Below are 16,575 nucleotides of genomic sequence, written 5' to 3' on the forward strand. Positions count from 1 at the left end.
ATGACTCATCTGGATTTATCTGATGCCAGCATCGCCGTCATTGGCTCTGGAACCATGGGTATCGGGATCGCCCAATTGGCTATTATGAATGGTCATTCAACTGTTCTCTACGATCTTGATCGTGAAAAGATCCAGCAGGCGATTGATGGATTGCACAAAACCTTTGCCAAACTGGTTGAAAAAGGCAAGATAACGGATGAACAGGCTCAACTGGCATGTTCACGTTTAAGCATTGCTGATGGTATAGAAGATTTAGCTGATGTGAATTTGGTGATCGAGGCTGTGGTTGAAAAACTGCCAGTGAAGCAGTCTTTATTTCAACAGCTTGCCGCTATTTGTAGCGAACATACTATTTTTGCCACTAATACATCTTCAATTTCAGTGACTGCGATTGCGGCTGGGATTCCACAACCTGAACGTGTCGTGGGCTTACATTTTTTCAATCCTGCGCCAGTGATGAAACTAGTCGAGATTGTACAAGGTTTAAAAACGCCAGTTGGCCTATGTCAGGCGTTAAAAGCCTTGATGTTGGCGTGGAAAAAAATCCCAGTTTTGACCAAGTCTACACCTGGTTTTATCGTGAACCGCATTGCCCGTCCATTTTACGCAGAAGCATTTCGTGCCTTACAAGAACAGGTCACAACTTATGATCAGTTAGACTATGCCTTAAAGCAGTGTGGTGGTTTTGCGATGGGGCCGTGTGAACTCACCGATTTGATTGGGCAGGATGTGAATTTTTCTGTAACCCAAAGTGTTTATGAAGCCTTCTTTTATGAGCCGCGTTATCGTCCGAGTCTGGTACAAAAAGAGCTCGTCGATGCAGGCGCATGGGGACGTAAGTCAAAGCAAGGTTTCTATCACTACGATGAAAAAAATCAGTATTCGACTTTTCAACCCCAAGCCATTACAGCGGCAGCCTTTCAAGCAAAGGTTCAGGTCAAAGGCGTATGGTCTCAGCTACCAACGCTACTCACACGTTTAGCGCTGAATGGTGGGACTGAAAATGAAGAAAATATCATTCAGATGGATGATATTGATCTACGGTTAAGTCAGGGTGAATCTGCCAACCTGAATTACCAAAGCCGTAAAACGGTATTGATGGATTGGCATCATGATTTTTCTAAGGCGCAAGCCGTAGTGCTGAGCCACAATCAATTGTGTCAAGCCGATGATCTGGCAAAAGTTGAGGCATTTTTTGCTCAATATCAGATGCATGTGATCTGGATTACAGACCATCCTGCATTATTAACTTTACGTACCCTTGTCTTGCTGATCAATGAAGCCTGTGAAGCCAGTCTTCACGGGATTACCAGTATGGAAGATATTGATAATGCCATGAGATATGGTGTCAATTATCCTAAGGGGCCGTATCAATGGATGATGCAATTGGGTGCGCAGTATGTGCTGCAAACCCTCAATAATTTATATGCCATTTATGGCGAAGAAAAATATCGTGCAAGTCTTTATCTCAAACAATACGTGGCACAGCAGCAAAGCCTAACAGCCAACGATTCAAAAGATTTAACCGCATTTGCATAAGCAGGAGTGATCATGGAAGACGTTTTTATTTGTGATTTTATTCGTACCCCGATTGGTCGTTATGCGGGTTCATTGAGTTCAGTACGTACTGATGATCTTGCTGCATTGCCTATCAAGCATTTAAAAGAAAAACACGCACATTTACCGTGGCAGGATTTAGATGAAGTATTTTTAGGTTGTGCCAATCAGGCGGGCGAAGACAATCGTAATGTGGCACGTATGGCAACCTTATTGGCAGGACTACCAGAAGCGGTTCCTGCAATGACCGTGAATCGGCTTTGTGCTTCAGGACTGGATGCGGTAGGCTTGGCAGCACGTTCGATTAAATCAGGTGAATCACAGTTTGTACTGGCGGGTGGTGTCGAGTCCATGAGCCGTGCACCTTTTGTACAAGCCAAGCAAACTGAAGCTTTTGGGCGTAGTCCTGAAATTTTTGATACGACCATTGGCTGGCGTTTCATCAATAAAAAGATGAAAGCACAATATGGTACAGATAGCATGCCAGAAACGGCTGAACATGTAGCTGAAAAATATCAAATCAGCCGACAGGATCAAGATGCCTTTGCAATTCGTAGTCAACAAAAAGTGGCTACGGCACAACAGGCAGGTTTTTTTGATGAAGAAATTTTGCCAGTTGAACTGGTAGATCGCAAAAAGAACATCACAATGTTTGCCCAAGACGAGCATCCTCGTGCAGATACGAGTCTGGACAGTTTGGCAAAATTAAAAGCACCATTCCGTAAAGAAGGTGGTTCAGTTACAGCAGGCAATGCATCAGGTGTAAACGATGGCTCGGCGTGTGTTTTGCTCACGAACCGCCAGTTTGCAGATACACATGGTTTAAAACCTTTGGCTCGTGTGGTGGCGATTGCCAGTGCAGGGGTGGAACCGAAATATATGGGCATCGGCCCAGTACCAGCGGTACAAAAATTATTGAAACAAACGGGACTCAGTTTAGAACAAATGGATGTGATTGAACTGAACGAAGCTTTTGCGGCACAGTCACTGGCTTGTATGCGTGAGTTAGGTCTCAAGGATGATGATACGCGTGTAAACCCCAATGGTGGTGCAATTGCCTTGGGTCATCCTCTCGGCATGAGTGGTACGCGTTTGGTGATTACCGCCACCAGAGAATTGAAAAGACGCCAAGGGAAGTATGCACTTTGCACCATGTGTGTCGGTGTTGGACAAGGTGTCGCCCTGATTTTAGAAAATATAGCTTAATTTAATTGCAATGAAACGGTTCGAATAATATAACGAAATAGGAGAGACGGCAGTGGATAGCCTCATCACAGAAGACGTAGAAAAAATGACGCTTGCGGAGTTACGAGCGCTTCAAACCAAACGGTTAAAAGAAACATTGAATAATGTTTACGCCAATAGTCCTGTGTATAAGAAAAAGTTTGATGATGCAGGTGTGCATCCAGATGATTTCGTCACACTGGATGATCTGGCTAAATTTCCATTTACCACCAAACAGGATTTACGCGACAACTATCCGTTTGGCATGTTTGCCGTTCCGCAAGAGCAGATTGTTCGTTTACATGCCTCGTCTGGTACCACAGGTAAACCAACCGTCGTTGGCTATACCCAAAAAGACATCAATACTTGGTCGGATATTGTTGCGCGTTGCTTGCGTATGGCAGGCTTGAGTGCCAAAGATATGATTCAGGTGGCGTATGGTTATGGCCTGTTTACTGGCGGTTTAGGTGCGCATTATGGTGCTGAACGTTTAGGCGCCACCGTGATTCCGATGTCAGGCGGTCAGACTGAGAAACAGGTGCAACTGATTCAGGACTTTAAACCCACGGCAATTATGGTAACACCATCGTATTGTGTCAGCATTATTGAAAAACTCGAGCAACAGTTGGGCAGTGCACGGAATACTTCTCTAAAAGTCGGTATTTTTGGTGCAGAGCCGTGGTCGAAAGAGTTGCGCCGTGAGATCGAAGAGCGCCTAAATATCAAAGCACTGGATATTTATGGTTTATCTGAAATTATGGGCCCTGGCGTTGCCATGCAATGCCTCAATGAAGGTGATGGATTAACCATTTGGGAAGATCATTTCTATCCTGAAATTATTAATCCTGAAACTGGTGAAGTGTGCAAGGACGGTGAGCTGGGCGAACTGGTGTTCACCACTATCACCAAAGAAGGTTTGCCCATCATCCGTTATCGTACCCGTGATTTAACCCGTTTATTGGTGGGCCAGAAGCTTGCTATGCGCCGTATGGACAAGATCGTAGGGCGTAGTGATGATATGCTGATTATTCGTGGTGTGAACGTTTTCCCGACCCAGATCGAAGAACAGATTTTACAGGTTCCAAGTTTGGTGCCGAATTATGAAATTCTGGTGGCGAAAAAAGGTCACATGGATACTTTGCATATCCGGACCGAAATGTGCCATAACTGTGATAAGCAGGCGCAGCAACTGGCTCAGCAGTTGATGCAGCGCATTAAAACCATGATCGGGATTTCAGTAACGGTAGAAGTGGTGAATGAACTGACTTTACCGCGCTCTGAGGGGAAAGCAAAACGCGTGATTGATATGCGCCAGATTGCTTAACATTATGATCGTTCAGGGTATAGAATCTATATCCTGAATCTTAAACGCCAAGATAAAAGTATGAGTGCAAAGCTACAGCAAATTATTGATTCGATTATTCAGAATGAGACCTTAAGCGGTACATCGCTCATTTCAACCATTTTTGGTGATTCGGTGCTGCATCGTGGCGGTAATATTAGTCTTGCCAGCTTGATTCAGTTGCTGGAGCTGTTTGATTTTAATGATCGCGCTGTACGGACTTCCGTGTTTCGCTTGGTGAAAAATGACTGGCTAGATTCAGACAAGATTGGCAGAACCAGTTTTTATCGTATTACCGATGCTAGTCGATCCAAGTATTTGCAGGCTGAGCAACGGATTTATAATGATCAGATGAAAGAATGGGATCATTCTTGGGATCTAATTCTGATGTCGAGCCTGGATACGGACAATAAAGCATTTTTGAAAAAAGAACTGGAGTGGCTGGGCTTTGCCAATATCTCGACCAATCTGATGGCTTATCCGGGATCTAATCGACTGCAATTGCAAAAGTTACTGGTTGATCTCAACATGAGTGAACAGGTGGTGGTGTTTAAGGCAGAGACCTTGCAGCTCTTTAATAACTCGACCGATACCATTAGTCGTATGTTAGAGACCAACTGGCCGATTGATGAGTTGCGTCAACGTTACCTGCAATTTCTGGATATGTTTCGGGAAATCGGAGCAATTCTGATGCAGGAAGATGAGAGCATCGAACCAGTTCAAGCTTTTCAGATTCGTACTTTACTGATTCATTATTATCGTCGGATCTTGCTTAAAGATCCTGCTTTGCCATTAGAGTTGTTGTCAGCAGATTGGCCTGCAATCAATGCCCGTACTTTATCCATGAATATTTATAAGAAAGTCTTTGAGGCCGCGGATGACTATTTCCTGTCAGTTGCTGCCACATCCGAAGGGCCTATGCCAAATGCAACTGCACATTTTTGGCGTCGCTTTGGCGGCTTGAATCAAAACACTGAGAGAATGAGTGATGCCTTGTTACAGTATTGATGGTGTGATTCCAGTAGTTCATCCTAGTGCATTTGTTCATCCTACTGCCGTTTTAATTGGTGATGTGGTTATCGAGGCAGGGGTTTATATTGGTCCTTTTGCTTCATTACGGGCTGATTTTGGTCGTATTCATATCAAGGAAAATGCCAATGTACAGGACAACTGTATCATTCACGGTTTTCCGCAAAGTGTCACACTAGTTGAGGAAATGGGACATATTGGTCATGCGGCAACATTGCATGGTTGTCGTATCGGTAAAAATGTCTTGATTGGCATGAACAGTGTTATTCTGGATTATGCGGAAATTGGTGAAAATACCATTATTGGTGCCAATAGCTTGGTGAAAACCAAAGATCATATTCCTGCCAATGTTCTGGCTTTAGGCAGTCCTGCAAAAGTTGCCAGAGAACTTTCGGAAAAAGAAAGACACTGGAAAATTAAAGGGACGCAGGAATATATTCAGTTGGCACAGCGTTGTTTAAGCACAATGAAGGAAGTTGTACCTTTAGCAAAAGAATCTGCTGAACGGAAGACTTATCAGGATTTTCAGTCAGAGCACCAAATTAAACCCAGCATATAAATAATCTGCCTCTTTTTTTATAATGGACATTTTATTTTAAATGTAATAAGGCTAAAAAATTATAATCCATCCCTCTGTATAAACAATATTCAATAATAAAAGATCAAATATCGAAGATATGTCCTAAATATAAAAAATTACTGTCCTATTTTAATGGTTTATAAAGAGTTTTCTTGATTTAGAATCATAGGCCGAAAGTTCTGCTGATGTAGTGCTTAATTTGAGTGGATTAAGTCTAGAAGATATTGAGCTTATTTCAAACGGTATGATTCATGATTTTAGAGGAGCGTGTTTATAGATAAACGTTGTGCATATATGAATGGGATCTAAGCAAAAAAGTTACGGGGTGAGTCAGTAACTTTTTTCAGTCATCCATATGATTTAACGATTTAGGTCGAAATCGTCATATTAAACATTCCTGCTCAATATGCATTGGTTAAATGGATCTTTTGTTTTCTGAGGATTTTGTAAATAAATAGAAATACGCCCATCGCTAGCCAGAAACTGCCAAATTTTAAGGCTGATGAATCAAGATTGATCCATAGGCAAGCAATGCTAATGACCGAAAGTAGTGGTAAGAAAAGATTAAAAAATTTATTTCTAAATCCAGCACGCTGTTTTTCCTTGATATAAAAGCGGACAAAGACTGAAAAATTAACAGCGGTAAATGCAACCAAAGCACCAAAGCTAATTAAGCTGATCACTTGCGCCAAGTTTAAGAAAATAGCACTTAATGAAATCAATCCAACAAATAACACCGAGAAAAATGGTGTACCTAAGGTGTTATGCAGTGTTCCAAAGTACTTTTTGGGGAAAATATTATCTTTGCCCATGATGTAGAGTAAGCGAGAGGCGCTGGCATGTGAGGCAAGACCAGAAGCCACCGTATTCATAATCTGTCCGCACAGGAAAATTGACTGAAATAAAGCACCACCAACATACAGAACGATTTCTGGTAATGCTTCTGACGGATGATGAAAACGGACATTGCTTGGATAATACAACTGAATAAACCAAGATGCGGTAAAAAAGATCAAGCCACCAAAAAGTGTGGTCAGGAGAACCGCATAAGGAATCGTCTTGGTCGGATTTTGGGTTTCGTTTGAAAGTGTTGTGACTGCATCAAAACCGAGAAAAGAAAAACACAGTACCGATGCGCCTGCAACCAGCGGCAATAACTCTTGTGGGCCTGTCCATAAAGGATTTAAGGTCAGTACATATTCATAACCTTGTGTGCTTCCAATGCCTTGAATTACCAGATACACAAAAATAATCATCAGGATAATCGGGGCAAATACAAAAATTAGGCTAATGTTGGCGAGCAAACGAATACGGAAGCAATTCACTAAAGTCACTAGACCTGCAGAGACAATGACCCAAAACCAGTAGGGGACACTTGGGATCAGTGCGGTTAAATAAATAGCTGCAAGTAGAACGTTAATTAAAGGCAATAATAAATAGTCGAGTAAGGTACACCAACCGACGAACAGACCACTTTTAGGGCCAATGCTTTCCGCGGTGTAGGTATAGGCAGAACCTGCTTTTTCAGAATGTTTGCTAAATCGTGCATAACTAAAAGCAGTTAATAGCATCGTGGTGAGTGCCAATAAATAAGCCAGCGGGACATGACCGTTGGTAATTCCTGAAACAATACCAAAGGTATCAAATACGGTCATTGGGGTCATGTAGGCAATACCAATCACGGTGACTTGCCATAAAGAAAGCTTTTTGAGAGAGACAGATTCTTGTTCCATATTCCTTCAACCTGATTTATTGCGCTTTTCTATCCAGAAAAACTTGTAATTTTTAGGCAAAAAACTCCCTTGGCTTATATTGACAAGCCAAAAAGAAGAAACTTATGAGAAAGAGAAGGTTAAGCGTTTAATTTAGAGCGAGATAACGCTAAATCACCACCAACCTTAAAGACTGATTGGTGAGAGTACTTGCGTGTTTGCTCGTTAAACTCTTCAACAAAGTGCCTGTTCTGATACTGATGTCATTTGAGGTAATGACACGAGCCGTGTTATTGGTGACGACTGCTTTTTGTTGGATGTTTTTAAGTTTTGGAAGCAGAACTTTCTCTAATGCCGAGACCAGAACATCAATCGCAATCACACCGATAAACTGCTCACCAATCATCACAGGGTGAGCCATGGTAATGGTATAAGCACCATTGCAGATATAATCGACATAGGGACCATAAAAACCAGGTTGTTTATTTTTGGCAGGTTGCTGGAACCATTCAAAAGTCCGGAAATCTAAAAAACGTTGCGCGTTTTGATAGTTCTCCAGTTGTGCCTGTTGTAATTGATTTTCCTTTTTATACCACCATTCCAGTGTCCAGTATTCTTGCTCTGTACTGGTTGCAGGACTATAACTGGCGAACCCCATGCCTTGACTATACTGGCTTTGGTGAAGCGCAGCTTTTATTTCATGTTGCAGTGCTTTACGCTCTGACGTAGAAAGCTTGATGTCTTTGGTTTTTGCAGTTTTATGCTTAGATAAAATCTGACTGGTTTTATCTGAGAGGATCTCTGCAAGAGAAGTCGTTTCATCGGTTATGTGTTGAAGCAGCTGTTGAAGCTCTTCTATATATGCAAGTTGGGTCATTCCTATAACTCCTAAAATTCCATATTCTTGCAATCAATGCGTTGATTATCCCTTGGTTATTTTTTTAATTGATCGATAATTTGTATTGCAGCATTTGATCGGTTTGCATGGAAATAATTTTTCTCGTTTGTAGCATGGCTTCATCTCCATTTCCCTGAGTCAATGATGACAAAATTTTATGGTATTGATTTATAACAGCCTGATGAAATCTATCATCTTGGTATAAAACAGCAATAAGTGGGGCCCATTCTGCCTGTAAAGCCAGTTCTTGATTTGCCAGTCGTGCAGATTGGGCAACAGAAGTCAAACTGAGTAAACAACGTAAATCCAGCTGAGCACGGATATCTGCTTCACGAGCTTGATTAAATTGTTCAATCAATGTGCTAATTTTCTCAAGTTCGGCGTCGGTTGTTCTTTGACAAGCCAGATATGCACTATGACTTAAAATCGCACTATGGAACTCGCCTAAATCTGCCAGATACTCTGTTGATGCCTGACGCAAAGGATGCAGACTTAAACGTAAATCAGCAGGTAATTCACAAACAAAACTGCCACCATTGCGGCCACGTCGCGTATCAATTAAACCTTTGACACGTAAAGTGGTTAAAGCTTCACGCACCGTGATAGGTGAAACACCCATTAAACGCGCTAAGTCAGCTTCATTTGGAAGCTGTTCCTGACTTTTAAGCAGTCCTGAGATAATCGCATTCTCCAAACGTTCAACTACCTGTTCTGAGCGGGTTGACTGTGTGATCGGTGAAAAGATTATCGTATATGCTGACATAGCTAGTTCTCTAAAAGCGAAGTTTAATCACTTCGCTTAATGATGCGGATCATGGCTTAAAACACGCCAAAATTGTGTATTGCCTTTTCATCTTCTGGAACAGCAGGTATAGCATCCCAGAGTTCAGCAATTTTGCCATTTTCGAGACGCCATAATTCAAAATAGGCGTGTCGGTTTCCTGCAATACTGCCTTCAGAATGGGTCAGTACAAACTGTCCATCGGCAATGCTTCGGTGCGTTTTGGAGTATACCAAACCTTGTCCTTCATTACGGATTTTGTTCAGGAAATCAATCACGGAATTTACGCCGTCACCAATATCAGGACTATGTTGTAGGAAATGATCGCCATCCGTATAGGTTCTGAACGCTTCATAGTCCCCGTCAATCAAGGCCTTTTGAAAAAAATCTCGGACGATTTTACGGTTTGCTTCACGATCGGCATGGTTATCAATCTGGGTCGGGCCATCCAGTTGGGTACGTCCACTGATATTCGGCTGTGCTTCAGTCACTAAGCCATCCCAATGCTCAACGATCTTGTCGTCTTTGACACGATAAATATCAAATCCAACCAATGGCGTTTCATCTAGTCCATGAAAACGACCATGGATTGCCACCAGATCGCCATCAGCCAGTACACGAATTGCTTCATGCTGGATGTGAGGGCAATCTTGGATCAGTTGATGCAGACCTGCCAGACCATCTGCAACTAACGGTGAATGTTCAATAAAATCTTTAGAAAAATAACGGTCTAGAGCTCGGGGATCATGTAAATTGAACAAGACATGATGAGCCTTGCTAACAAAGCGTTTGGCTTCCTGAGTATCCATTCTATGCTCCTATTTGCTTCTGTTTTTATTATTCATTTGAACTCATGACATGCTTGATGCGCGTGTATTCTTCGAATCCATAACCAGATAAATCTTTTCCATATCCTGATTTTTTGAAACCACCGTGTGGCATTTCTGCCGCTAAAGGGATATGTGTATTGATCCAGACTGTACCGAAATCTAGTTCACGAGAGAGACGGGTTGCGCGGGCATGGTTGGTTGTCCAGACACTTGAAGCTAGGCCATATTCAATATCATTGGCTTTTTCAACAGCATCGTCTTCATCTGTAAATTTTTGAACCGTGATCACTGGGCCAAAAATTTCGTTTTGAATGGCGTCATCCTGTTGCTGTAAACCGCTAATTACAGTTGCTTCAAAATAAAAACCTGGACGATTGGCATGTTTGCCGCCAGTTTCGACTTTGGCATGGGCTGGTAGTTTTTCAATGAATGTCTGTACATTTTTAAGTTGATTGGCATTATTTAATGGACCATAAAGTGCATCTTGGTCATCAGGCTCACCAAAGCGTGTTTTTTTTGCAGCAGTGACCAGTTTTGCTAGAAATGCATCATGAATAGATTCCTCTACAATGACACGTGTCGCTGCGGTACAGTCTTGTCCTGCATTGAAGAAACCAGTCAAGGCAATCATTTCTACTGCTTTATCAATATCTGCATCAGCAAATACGAGGACTGGTGCTTTCCCGCCCAGTTCAAGATGTGCTTTGGCTAAGTTGGCAGCAGCTGAAGCAGCAACTTGTAAACCTGCACGAACTGAACCTGTAATAGACACCAGAGCAGGTGTCTTATGTGACACCACTTTAGAACCAGCATCAGCACGGCCTAAAACGACATTGAAAGCACCTTTAGGGAAAAATGGTGCGGCAATCTCTGCTAAAAGCAGGGTACTTTCAGGTGTTGTATCACTTGGTTTTAAAACGACGGTATTTCCAGCCGCCAAAGCAGGCGCGATTTTCCAGACAGCCATCATCAAAGGATAATTCCATGGGGTAACCTGACCGACAACGCCAACAGGTTCACGTCGGATACTTGAGGTTAAGCCATCTAGATATTCACCTGTAGCAGAACCATTGAGTAAACGCGCAGCACCAGCAAAGAAACGAATTTGATTTGCAGAAACAGCAACTTCTTCAGAAGCAATCAGATGCTTAAGTTGGCCAGTATTACGGCTTTGCGCCTCAACTAAACGATCAGCATTCGCTTCAACGGCATCTGCTAAATCAAGTAGGGCTTTTTGGCGAACTGCCGGTGTGCTGCGTCCCCAAATCTTAAAAGCTTGTTTTGCTGCTGCATACGCTGCATCTACTTCGACTTCCGTTGCATTCGGTGATTCTGCATAGATTTGCCCCGTTACAGGACTTACAAGGTCAAAGTATTCGTTTCCTTTTGCCGCTACATATTCGCCGTTAATAAAGTGTTTCAGTTGAATTTTAGACATTGTCCATTCCTTGTCTTTTAGGTTTAAAATATAACATATAAAACTATATGTATTATGTTTTAAATTTCCTGTCAAATTATTTTGAACCATCTTTACTGGGGGAATTGGCTTTTAAAAACGCTGAGTGTCCATAAGGATTTGATATCTATTTAAATATAGTTTCATTCATTTTTCTTTTTTAAATTTGAAAAATGTCCCGTTATGTTTAGAAAATTACGATCAAATGCCTAAATTGTTTATGAATGCTTTTTAGGTCGTATTTCGTATAGTGAAACTGCAAAAATGAAGAGGGCAAGACGATAATAATTTTAAAGCTTACTTTTTAAATCACATTACGTAGTTCATTTGCTGTGTTGCGTAGCAGCGGTAAAATTTGATCAATCAAATAATCTTGCTGTACACGATTGGTTTGAGACATGCAATTGAGTGCAGCAATTGCTTTTCCCTGAGCATTCAGCACAGGAACTGCGATCGCAATCACACCGAGTTCATGTTCTTCCTTGGATAGACAATAATCTGATCGGGAAATCGTTTTTAATACATCTAAAAACGTTGGCTCATCCAGTATAGTGAAAGGAGTTAACCGTTTTAGTCCATAGCTTTTGATCCACTCATGCTGCGCTTGTTCGGAGAGTGCCGCCAATAAAACCTTTCCTGTCGAAGTTGCATGTGCAGGCAAGCGATTGCCTAAATGCATGCCATAGGGGCTCACCCGCAAATTATCGTGTTGAGGAAGATAACTTCGAGCGATGGGCACAACTTCATTATCATCTAAGACCACTAAAGAGAATGTTAATGTGGTCTGGGCACACAGCAGATTCAGGAAAGACTGGGCGATTTTAGGCAAATGAGCAGAACTGAGATAAGAGCTTGAAAGCCGTAACACCCGATGGGTCAGCCAAAAATAGTGCTCGTCTGTTTCCAAATAGCCTAAGTATTTTAAGGTTTTTAAATGCCTTCTTGCTGCGGTTCGACTAATCCCTGTACGCTCTGCCACTTGTGTGACATTCAGACGCTGACGATCAATTCCAAAGGCTTCAAGTAAAGCCAGACCTTTTGCTAAACCTGCAATATAGTCGTCCTGACGGATACGCTCATGTGAATTGGGGTGCTCTAAAAAAGTATCCATAGGGGGATCTTTCCTGACAGTTATTTTGATTTTTTGTCCGCTATTCGGACAGATTAAATGATAAACGGATATTTTCAACTTGGATACATCGTATACAGAATACAAAAGCAGTAGTTTAAACGTCAGGACAGTACAAGGATGAAGTCATGGAGACTTTAACAACACAAGTTGCAATTATTGGTGCAGGGCCTGCTGGATTATTGTTGGGACAACTTCTCTATAAAGCAGGTATTGAACATATCATCATTGAGCAACGCAGCGCTGAGTATGTAGCCTCGCGTATTCGTGCAGGAATTTTAGAGCAAGTCTCGGTGGATTTGCTCAAACAGGCAGGTGTAGATCAACACTTAAAAGAGAAAGGGTTACCACATTCAGGGATTGAGATACTCACCAATGGTCAGAAGCACCGCGTTGATTTGTCTGCGCTTACAGGCGGAAAGCAAGTCACAGTGTATGGACAGACCGAAGTCACTAAAGATTTAATGGCTGCTCGTAAGACTGAACAACTCACATCATTCTATGAAGCGGAAAATGTGCAGGTGAAAGATTTTTATGAACGACCTCAGGTTCATTTTGAGTATCAGGGCAAGGCGATTCGAATTCACTGTGACTTTATTGCAGGTTGCGATGGCTATCATGGTATCTGTCGTGCCAGTGTTCCAAAAGATAAAATTAAAACCTTTGAAAAAGTCTATCCATTTGGCTGGCTGGGGATATTGGCTGACGTGCCACCAGTTGCAGATGAGTTGATCTATGTACAGTCTGAGCGCGGTTTTGCATTGTGTAGCATGCGTTCAGAAACCCGTAGCCGCTATTATTTACAGGTGCCATTGACTGATCGGGTTGAAGATTGGTCAGATGATAGATTCTGGGAAGAATTGAAATGCCGTTTAGATACTGAAAGCCGAGAACATTTAGTCACAGGTGTATCCATCGAAAAGAGTATTGCACCGTTGCGTAGTTTTGTGACCGAACCCATGCGCTTTGGGAAAATGTTTTTAGCGGGTGACGCAGCCCATATTGTGCCACCTACTGGCGCAAAAGGGTTGAATTTAGCAGCGTCAGATATTGCCTATCTATCAAGTGCATTGATTCAATATTATGTTGAAGGTTCAGATCAAGGTATTGAGGAATATTCGGAAAAATGTTTACAGCGAGTTTGGAAGGCTGAACGCTTTTCCTGGTGGATGACGCACTTGTTACATCGTTTTGAAACCGAAACGGAGTTTGAGCATAAAATTAAACAGGCTGAGCTAAGCTACATTCTAGGTTCGACTGCGGGCAAGACGACATTGGCAGAAAACTATGTTGGTTTACCTTATGAAATTCAACCAGTGCCAGAAACTTGTGCTTAAGTCTTGTATTGTTTTAGATAAACTTTAACTGATGAAGTAGCTTCATACTGAAATGAAAAAGACCTGCACAATGACTTGGACAGGTCCTTTAAAAGATTTAAAAATATCGCTGTATTAAGCAAATTGAGGAATCATTTTGCGTACATTGGTTTTTGCATCAATCACGGTCATGAAGGTATAAGCACCAATGAATTTACGGCTAATAAACATGAACTCTTTAGGTGGAACTGAAAAATAGCGAGAAGCCATGGATTGTCCTGCCTGCTGCATGACACGGCTGTGTAATTGGCTTTTTTTCCAGTCATAGCGGTCTTGCTCATCCATAATACCTACAGGCATATCTGGATTATTGCTTGGGCAGCTAAAGGCTTCGGTGGCAATCAGGAATACATCCGCCATACCAGGTTTAACACTTTCAGGCATGCCATCGAAGAATTCATAGCCTGTCATGGCTTTAACCATTGCATTTTTGTCATGCTCATAACCTGCTTGAATCAGATTACGCGCTACAGTCAGTAAATTGTTATCGAACTGGCGAATCGCACCAAAGTCGAGTAAAACAATTTTGTCTTTCACGTCATTACCATCGCCTAAACGAACGAGGTAATTCCCAAAGTTCGGATCGGTCTGCATTTCGCCCCATTCAAATAACTCACGTACTGCAATCTCTAAAGAAGCTTCACCTAATTGGTTACGACGTTCTTGAGGAAGAGAAAGCATGACGGGACTATTCACAGGAACACCGCGCTCAAAGGTCATACACAGTATTTTTTCAGCACAGAACTCATCAACAACCTGAGGTACGATATAACGCGGATCATCTTTTAAACGTTCAGCAAAACGACGTGTAGTCGCAGCTTCAATGCCGTAATCAACTTCACGATGCATCATTTCTCGAACTTCATCAAACCACTGATCAAATTCGCGAGTTTGCGGCACCATACGTGTCAATTTCAGCATGTTCTTGAACAGATTCATGTCTGAATCAATCGCTTCGGCAACACCAGGATATTGGATTTTAAGTACCAACTCTAGACCATCAGATTTACGTGTGGCACGATGCACTTGAGCGAGTGAAGCGGTTCCGATTGGCTCATGATCAATGGTAAGCTCATCTAATTTTGAACCTAACTGTTCTTGTAAATGTGCTTTGATTGCAGGCCAAGCCAGTGCAACCGTTTGATTATTGAGCGTATTTAAGGCTTGTGTAATTTCTTCAGGTAAAAAATGTTCACCATAGAGAGCCATCATTTGCCCAATCTTCACGATTGAGCCTTTTAATTTCCCTATTTCAGAAACTAAATAATGTGCCTGTTCAGCCATGGCTTTTTTACGTTTCTTCTCTTTTTCTTCTTCGCTTGAGAAAAGAGAAGTGGCATTTGCAGTCGCCCAACGAGTTCCAGCAAGTAAAGAAGCTTTTGCAATAGATAAGCGACGATCCACCGATGAGGTTTTTAGATTCTTAAGCTTATCGTTCTGATCTGACATGAAAGAAAAATCCTATGCTGAAACTGGAGAGTTAAAAGCCGAGACTTTAATTGTAGCGGATATTACAGCTTTTGAACGTATTAAAATAGTTCAATCTCTTGAATTATCAGTCTAAATTTGTGCAAAAGGGCCGTGATATGGAAATAGCCTAAGTAAATATTTCGCATTTACTCGATATTTACTATACATATGTCCTAAATCTTAAACTGAATTTTGAGTGAAGATTTTCTTATCAAGGCTGCTCGATTGCTATGAATATGCTTCACTAACATTCGTTTGACTTCACTATGGTGAAAGCCAACTGAGTAAGCTTTGACAATAATAATACTGGGGAGTGTAAAGAAAAAATACTTGGTGTCGTCTAAAGTCGCATCTTTAAAAATGCCTTCAGCAACCAACATTTCTCTTAGAAACTGTTTTTCAGCTTGTATGGTACTGGATGACTCATCATCCCAATAATTCTGACGCATGGCCATTAAATTATTATGCTTATAACTCATATAGGAATTGAGCCTGTTTGTTTCACCTTAGCCAATATATGAGGTTGGTTCAGCATTTATCAAGAAGATATTTATATCCAAAATAGCCTAAGTAAATTTAATCTTTAATTTTTAAATGCTACACTTATCCCACTTTTATTCCTAAATCAAAAATACTGAATAGATATGACACCTGCTTGTAAATTATTGGAAAAAAATAAAATAGCATTCTCAATTCATGAGTACCAACATGATGTTAATGCAAAAAGTTTCGGGCTGGAAGCTGCAGAAAAGTTGAACTTAAATGTTGAAGAAGTATTTAAAACCTTGATGGTGACAGATGAAAAAAATTATTTCATCGCAATTTTGCCAGTAAATCATCAACTCAATCTAAAAAAAGTTGCAGCAGCAGTGGGTTGCAAGAAATTACAAATGGCAAATCCTAAAGACGCTGAGCGTTTAACAGGTTATCTTGTTGGTGGAATTAGTCCATTAGGACAAAAGAAACGCCTCAAAACAGTGATTGATGTAACGGCGAAGTCATTTGATAAAATTTATGTTAGTGGCGGTAAAAGAGGGCTGGACATTGGTCTTAATCCACAGCAACTCGCGAAATTGCTTGGTGCAGATTTCTTTGATCTTTTAGACTGAAAAATAAATTTCACAGACAATTTTTTTTAAAATATTGTTATTTATAAGTTTTTATAAATCTATAAAAACTATTGCCGATACA

At 41.3% G+C, this 16,575-nt stretch carries 15 protein-coding genes; 7 read left to right on the forward strand and 8 right to left on the reverse strand.

Annotated elements, in window-relative coordinates; genetic code table 11:
* From F909_RS05510 to F909_RS05490, 5 genes are read left to right on the forward strand one after another with little or no spacing between them, the layout of a single operon-like run.
* Complete coding sequence (locus tag F909_RS05510; RefSeq protein WP_005152704.1) at nt 1-1,539, forward strand: 3-hydroxyacyl-CoA dehydrogenase; 1,539 nt, start codon at nt 1-3, stop codon at nt 1,537-1,539.
* A 12-nt stretch (nt 1,540-1,551) separates the two neighbouring features.
* Complete coding sequence (pcaF, locus tag F909_RS05505; protein WP_005152719.1) at nt 1,552-2,763, forward strand: 3-oxoadipyl-CoA thiolase; 1,212 nt, start codon at nt 1,552-1,554, stop codon at nt 2,761-2,763.
* Nucleotides 2,764-2,815: 52 nt separating this feature from the next.
* Complete coding sequence (gene paaK / locus F909_RS05500; RefSeq protein ID WP_005152720.1) at nt 2,816-4,105, forward strand: phenylacetate--CoA ligase PaaK; 1,290 nt, start codon at nt 2,816-2,818, stop codon at nt 4,103-4,105.
* Between the two features lie 60 nt (nt 4,106-4,165).
* Nucleotides 4,166-5,131, forward strand: coding sequence for a phenylacetic acid degradation operon negative regulatory protein PaaX (gene paaX / locus F909_RS05495; RefSeq protein WP_005152721.1), 966 nt, complete (start codon nt 4,166-4,168; stop codon nt 5,129-5,131).
* Nucleotides 5,112-5,711, forward strand: coding sequence for a hypothetical protein (locus F909_RS05490; RefSeq protein ID WP_005152722.1), 600 nt, complete (start codon nt 5,112-5,114; stop codon nt 5,709-5,711). The genes paaX and F909_RS05490 overlap by 20 nt, the downstream gene beginning before the upstream one ends.
* A gap of 422 nt (nt 5,712-6,133) precedes the next feature.
* Here F909_RS05490 and F909_RS05485 read toward each other — a convergent pair whose 3' ends face one another.
* The 6 genes from F909_RS05485 to pobR form a co-directional block, all read right to left on the reverse strand.
* Nucleotides 6,134-7,465: an APC family permease gene (locus tag F909_RS05485; RefSeq protein WP_005152723.1), complete on the reverse strand. Its 1,332-nt coding sequence runs from the start codon at nt 7,463-7,465 to the stop codon at nt 6,134-6,136.
* A gap of 148 nt (nt 7,466-7,613) precedes the next feature.
* Nucleotides 7,614-8,321 (reverse strand): cache domain-containing protein, encoded by a 708-nt coding sequence (locus F909_RS05480; protein WP_005152724.1) that lies wholly within the window; start codon nt 8,319-8,321, stop codon nt 7,614-7,616.
* Nucleotides 8,322-8,385: 64 nt separating this feature from the next.
* Nucleotides 8,386-9,105: a FadR/GntR family transcriptional regulator gene (locus F909_RS05475; protein ID WP_005152726.1), complete on the reverse strand. Its 720-nt coding sequence runs from the start codon at nt 9,103-9,105 to the stop codon at nt 8,386-8,388.
* 56 nt (nt 9,106-9,161) lie between these two features.
* Nucleotides 9,162-9,932 carry a nuclear transport factor 2 family protein gene (locus F909_RS05470; protein WP_005152727.1) on the reverse strand — a complete coding sequence of 257 codons (771 nt, stop codon included), beginning with the start codon at nt 9,930-9,932 and terminating at the stop codon, nt 9,162-9,164.
* A gap of 28 nt (nt 9,933-9,960) precedes the next feature.
* Nucleotides 9,961-11,391, reverse strand: coding sequence for a gamma-aminobutyraldehyde dehydrogenase (locus tag F909_RS05465; protein ID WP_005152728.1), 1,431 nt, complete (start codon nt 11,389-11,391; stop codon nt 9,961-9,963).
* A gap of 322 nt (nt 11,392-11,713) precedes the next feature.
* Nucleotides 11,714-12,520 carry an IclR family transcriptional regulator PobR gene (gene pobR, locus F909_RS05460; RefSeq protein ID WP_005152729.1) on the reverse strand — a complete coding sequence of 269 codons (807 nt, stop codon included), beginning with the start codon at nt 12,518-12,520 and terminating at the stop codon, nt 11,714-11,716.
* 146 nt (nt 12,521-12,666) lie between these two features.
* Here pobR and pobA point away from each other — a divergent pair, with 146 nt between their 5' ends.
* Nucleotides 12,667-13,875, forward strand: a complete 1,209-nt coding sequence (pobA, locus tag F909_RS05455) for a 4-hydroxybenzoate 3-monooxygenase (RefSeq protein ID WP_005152730.1) — start codon at nt 12,667-12,669, stop codon at nt 13,873-13,875.
* 114 nt (nt 13,876-13,989) lie between these two features.
* Here the strand turns inward: pobA and F909_RS05450 are convergent, their stop codons facing one another.
* Together F909_RS05450 and F909_RS05445 are read right to left on the reverse strand one after the other, a co-directional pair.
* Complete coding sequence (locus F909_RS05450) at nt 13,990-15,363, reverse strand: ABC1 kinase family protein (RefSeq protein ID WP_005152731.1); 1,374 nt, start codon at nt 15,361-15,363, stop codon at nt 13,990-13,992.
* A 194-nt stretch (nt 15,364-15,557) separates the two neighbouring features.
* Nucleotides 15,558-15,863 carry a hypothetical protein gene (locus F909_RS05445; RefSeq protein ID WP_005152732.1) on the reverse strand — a complete coding sequence of 102 codons (306 nt, stop codon included), beginning with the start codon at nt 15,861-15,863 and terminating at the stop codon, nt 15,558-15,560.
* Between the two features lie 165 nt (nt 15,864-16,028).
* Here F909_RS05445 and ybaK point away from each other — a divergent pair, with 165 nt between their 5' ends.
* Nucleotides 16,029-16,493 carry a Cys-tRNA(Pro) deacylase gene (gene ybaK / locus F909_RS05440; RefSeq protein ID WP_005152733.1) on the forward strand — a complete coding sequence of 155 codons (465 nt, stop codon included), beginning with the start codon at nt 16,029-16,031 and terminating at the stop codon, nt 16,491-16,493.
* Nucleotides 16,494-16,575 lie beyond the last annotated feature (82 nt).

Origin of the sequence: Acinetobacter sp. ANC 3929, assembly GCF_000369405.1 — a bacterium.
In the GTDB taxonomy this organism is placed as follows: Bacteria; Pseudomonadota; Gammaproteobacteria; order Pseudomonadales; family Moraxellaceae; genus Acinetobacter.

Bases quoted from the DNA above. Each gene is read 5' to 3' on its own strand.
- F909_RS05510 (WP_005152704.1), top strand. From the start codon at position 1: ATGACTCATCTGGATTTATCTGATGCCAGCATCGCCGTCATTGGCTCT.
- pcaF (WP_005152719.1), top strand. From the start codon at position 1,552: ATGGAAGACGTTTTTATTTGTGATTTTATTCGTACCCCGATTGGTCGT.
- paaX (WP_005152721.1), top strand. From the start codon at position 4,166: ATGAGTGCAAAGCTACAGCAAATTATTGATTCGATTATTCAGAATGAG.
- F909_RS05490 (WP_005152722.1), top strand. From the start codon at position 5,112: ATGCCTTGTTACAGTATTGATGGTGTGATTCCAGTAGTTCATCCTAGT.
- F909_RS05485 (WP_005152723.1), bottom strand. From the start codon at position 7,465: ATGGAACAAGAATCTGTCTCTCTCAAAAAGCTTTCTTTATGGCAAGTC.
- F909_RS05480 (WP_005152724.1), bottom strand. From the start codon at position 8,321: ATGACCCAACTTGCATATATAGAAGAGCTTCAACAGCTGCTTCAACAC.
- F909_RS05475 (WP_005152726.1), bottom strand. From the start codon at position 9,105: ATGTCAGCATATACGATAATCTTTTCACCGATCACACAGTCAACCCGC.
- F909_RS05470 (WP_005152727.1), bottom strand. From the start codon at position 9,932: ATGGATACTCAGGAAGCCAAACGCTTTGTTAGCAAGGCTCATCATGTC.
- F909_RS05465 (WP_005152728.1), bottom strand. From the start codon at position 11,391: ATGTCTAAAATTCAACTGAAACACTTTATTAACGGCGAATATGTAGCG.
- pobR (WP_005152729.1), bottom strand. From the start codon at position 12,520: ATGGATACTTTTTTAGAGCACCCCAATTCACATGAGCGTATCCGTCAG.
- pobA (WP_005152730.1), top strand. From the start codon at position 12,667: ATGGAGACTTTAACAACACAAGTTGCAATTATTGGTGCAGGGCCTGCT.
- F909_RS05450 (WP_005152731.1), bottom strand. From the start codon at position 15,363: ATGTCAGATCAGAACGATAAGCTTAAGAATCTAAAAACCTCATCGGTG.
- F909_RS05445 (WP_005152732.1), bottom strand. From the start codon at position 15,863: ATGAGTTATAAGCATAATAATTTAATGGCCATGCGTCAGAATTATTGG.
- ybaK (WP_005152733.1), top strand. From the start codon at position 16,029: ATGACACCTGCTTGTAAATTATTGGAAAAAAATAAAATAGCATTCTCA.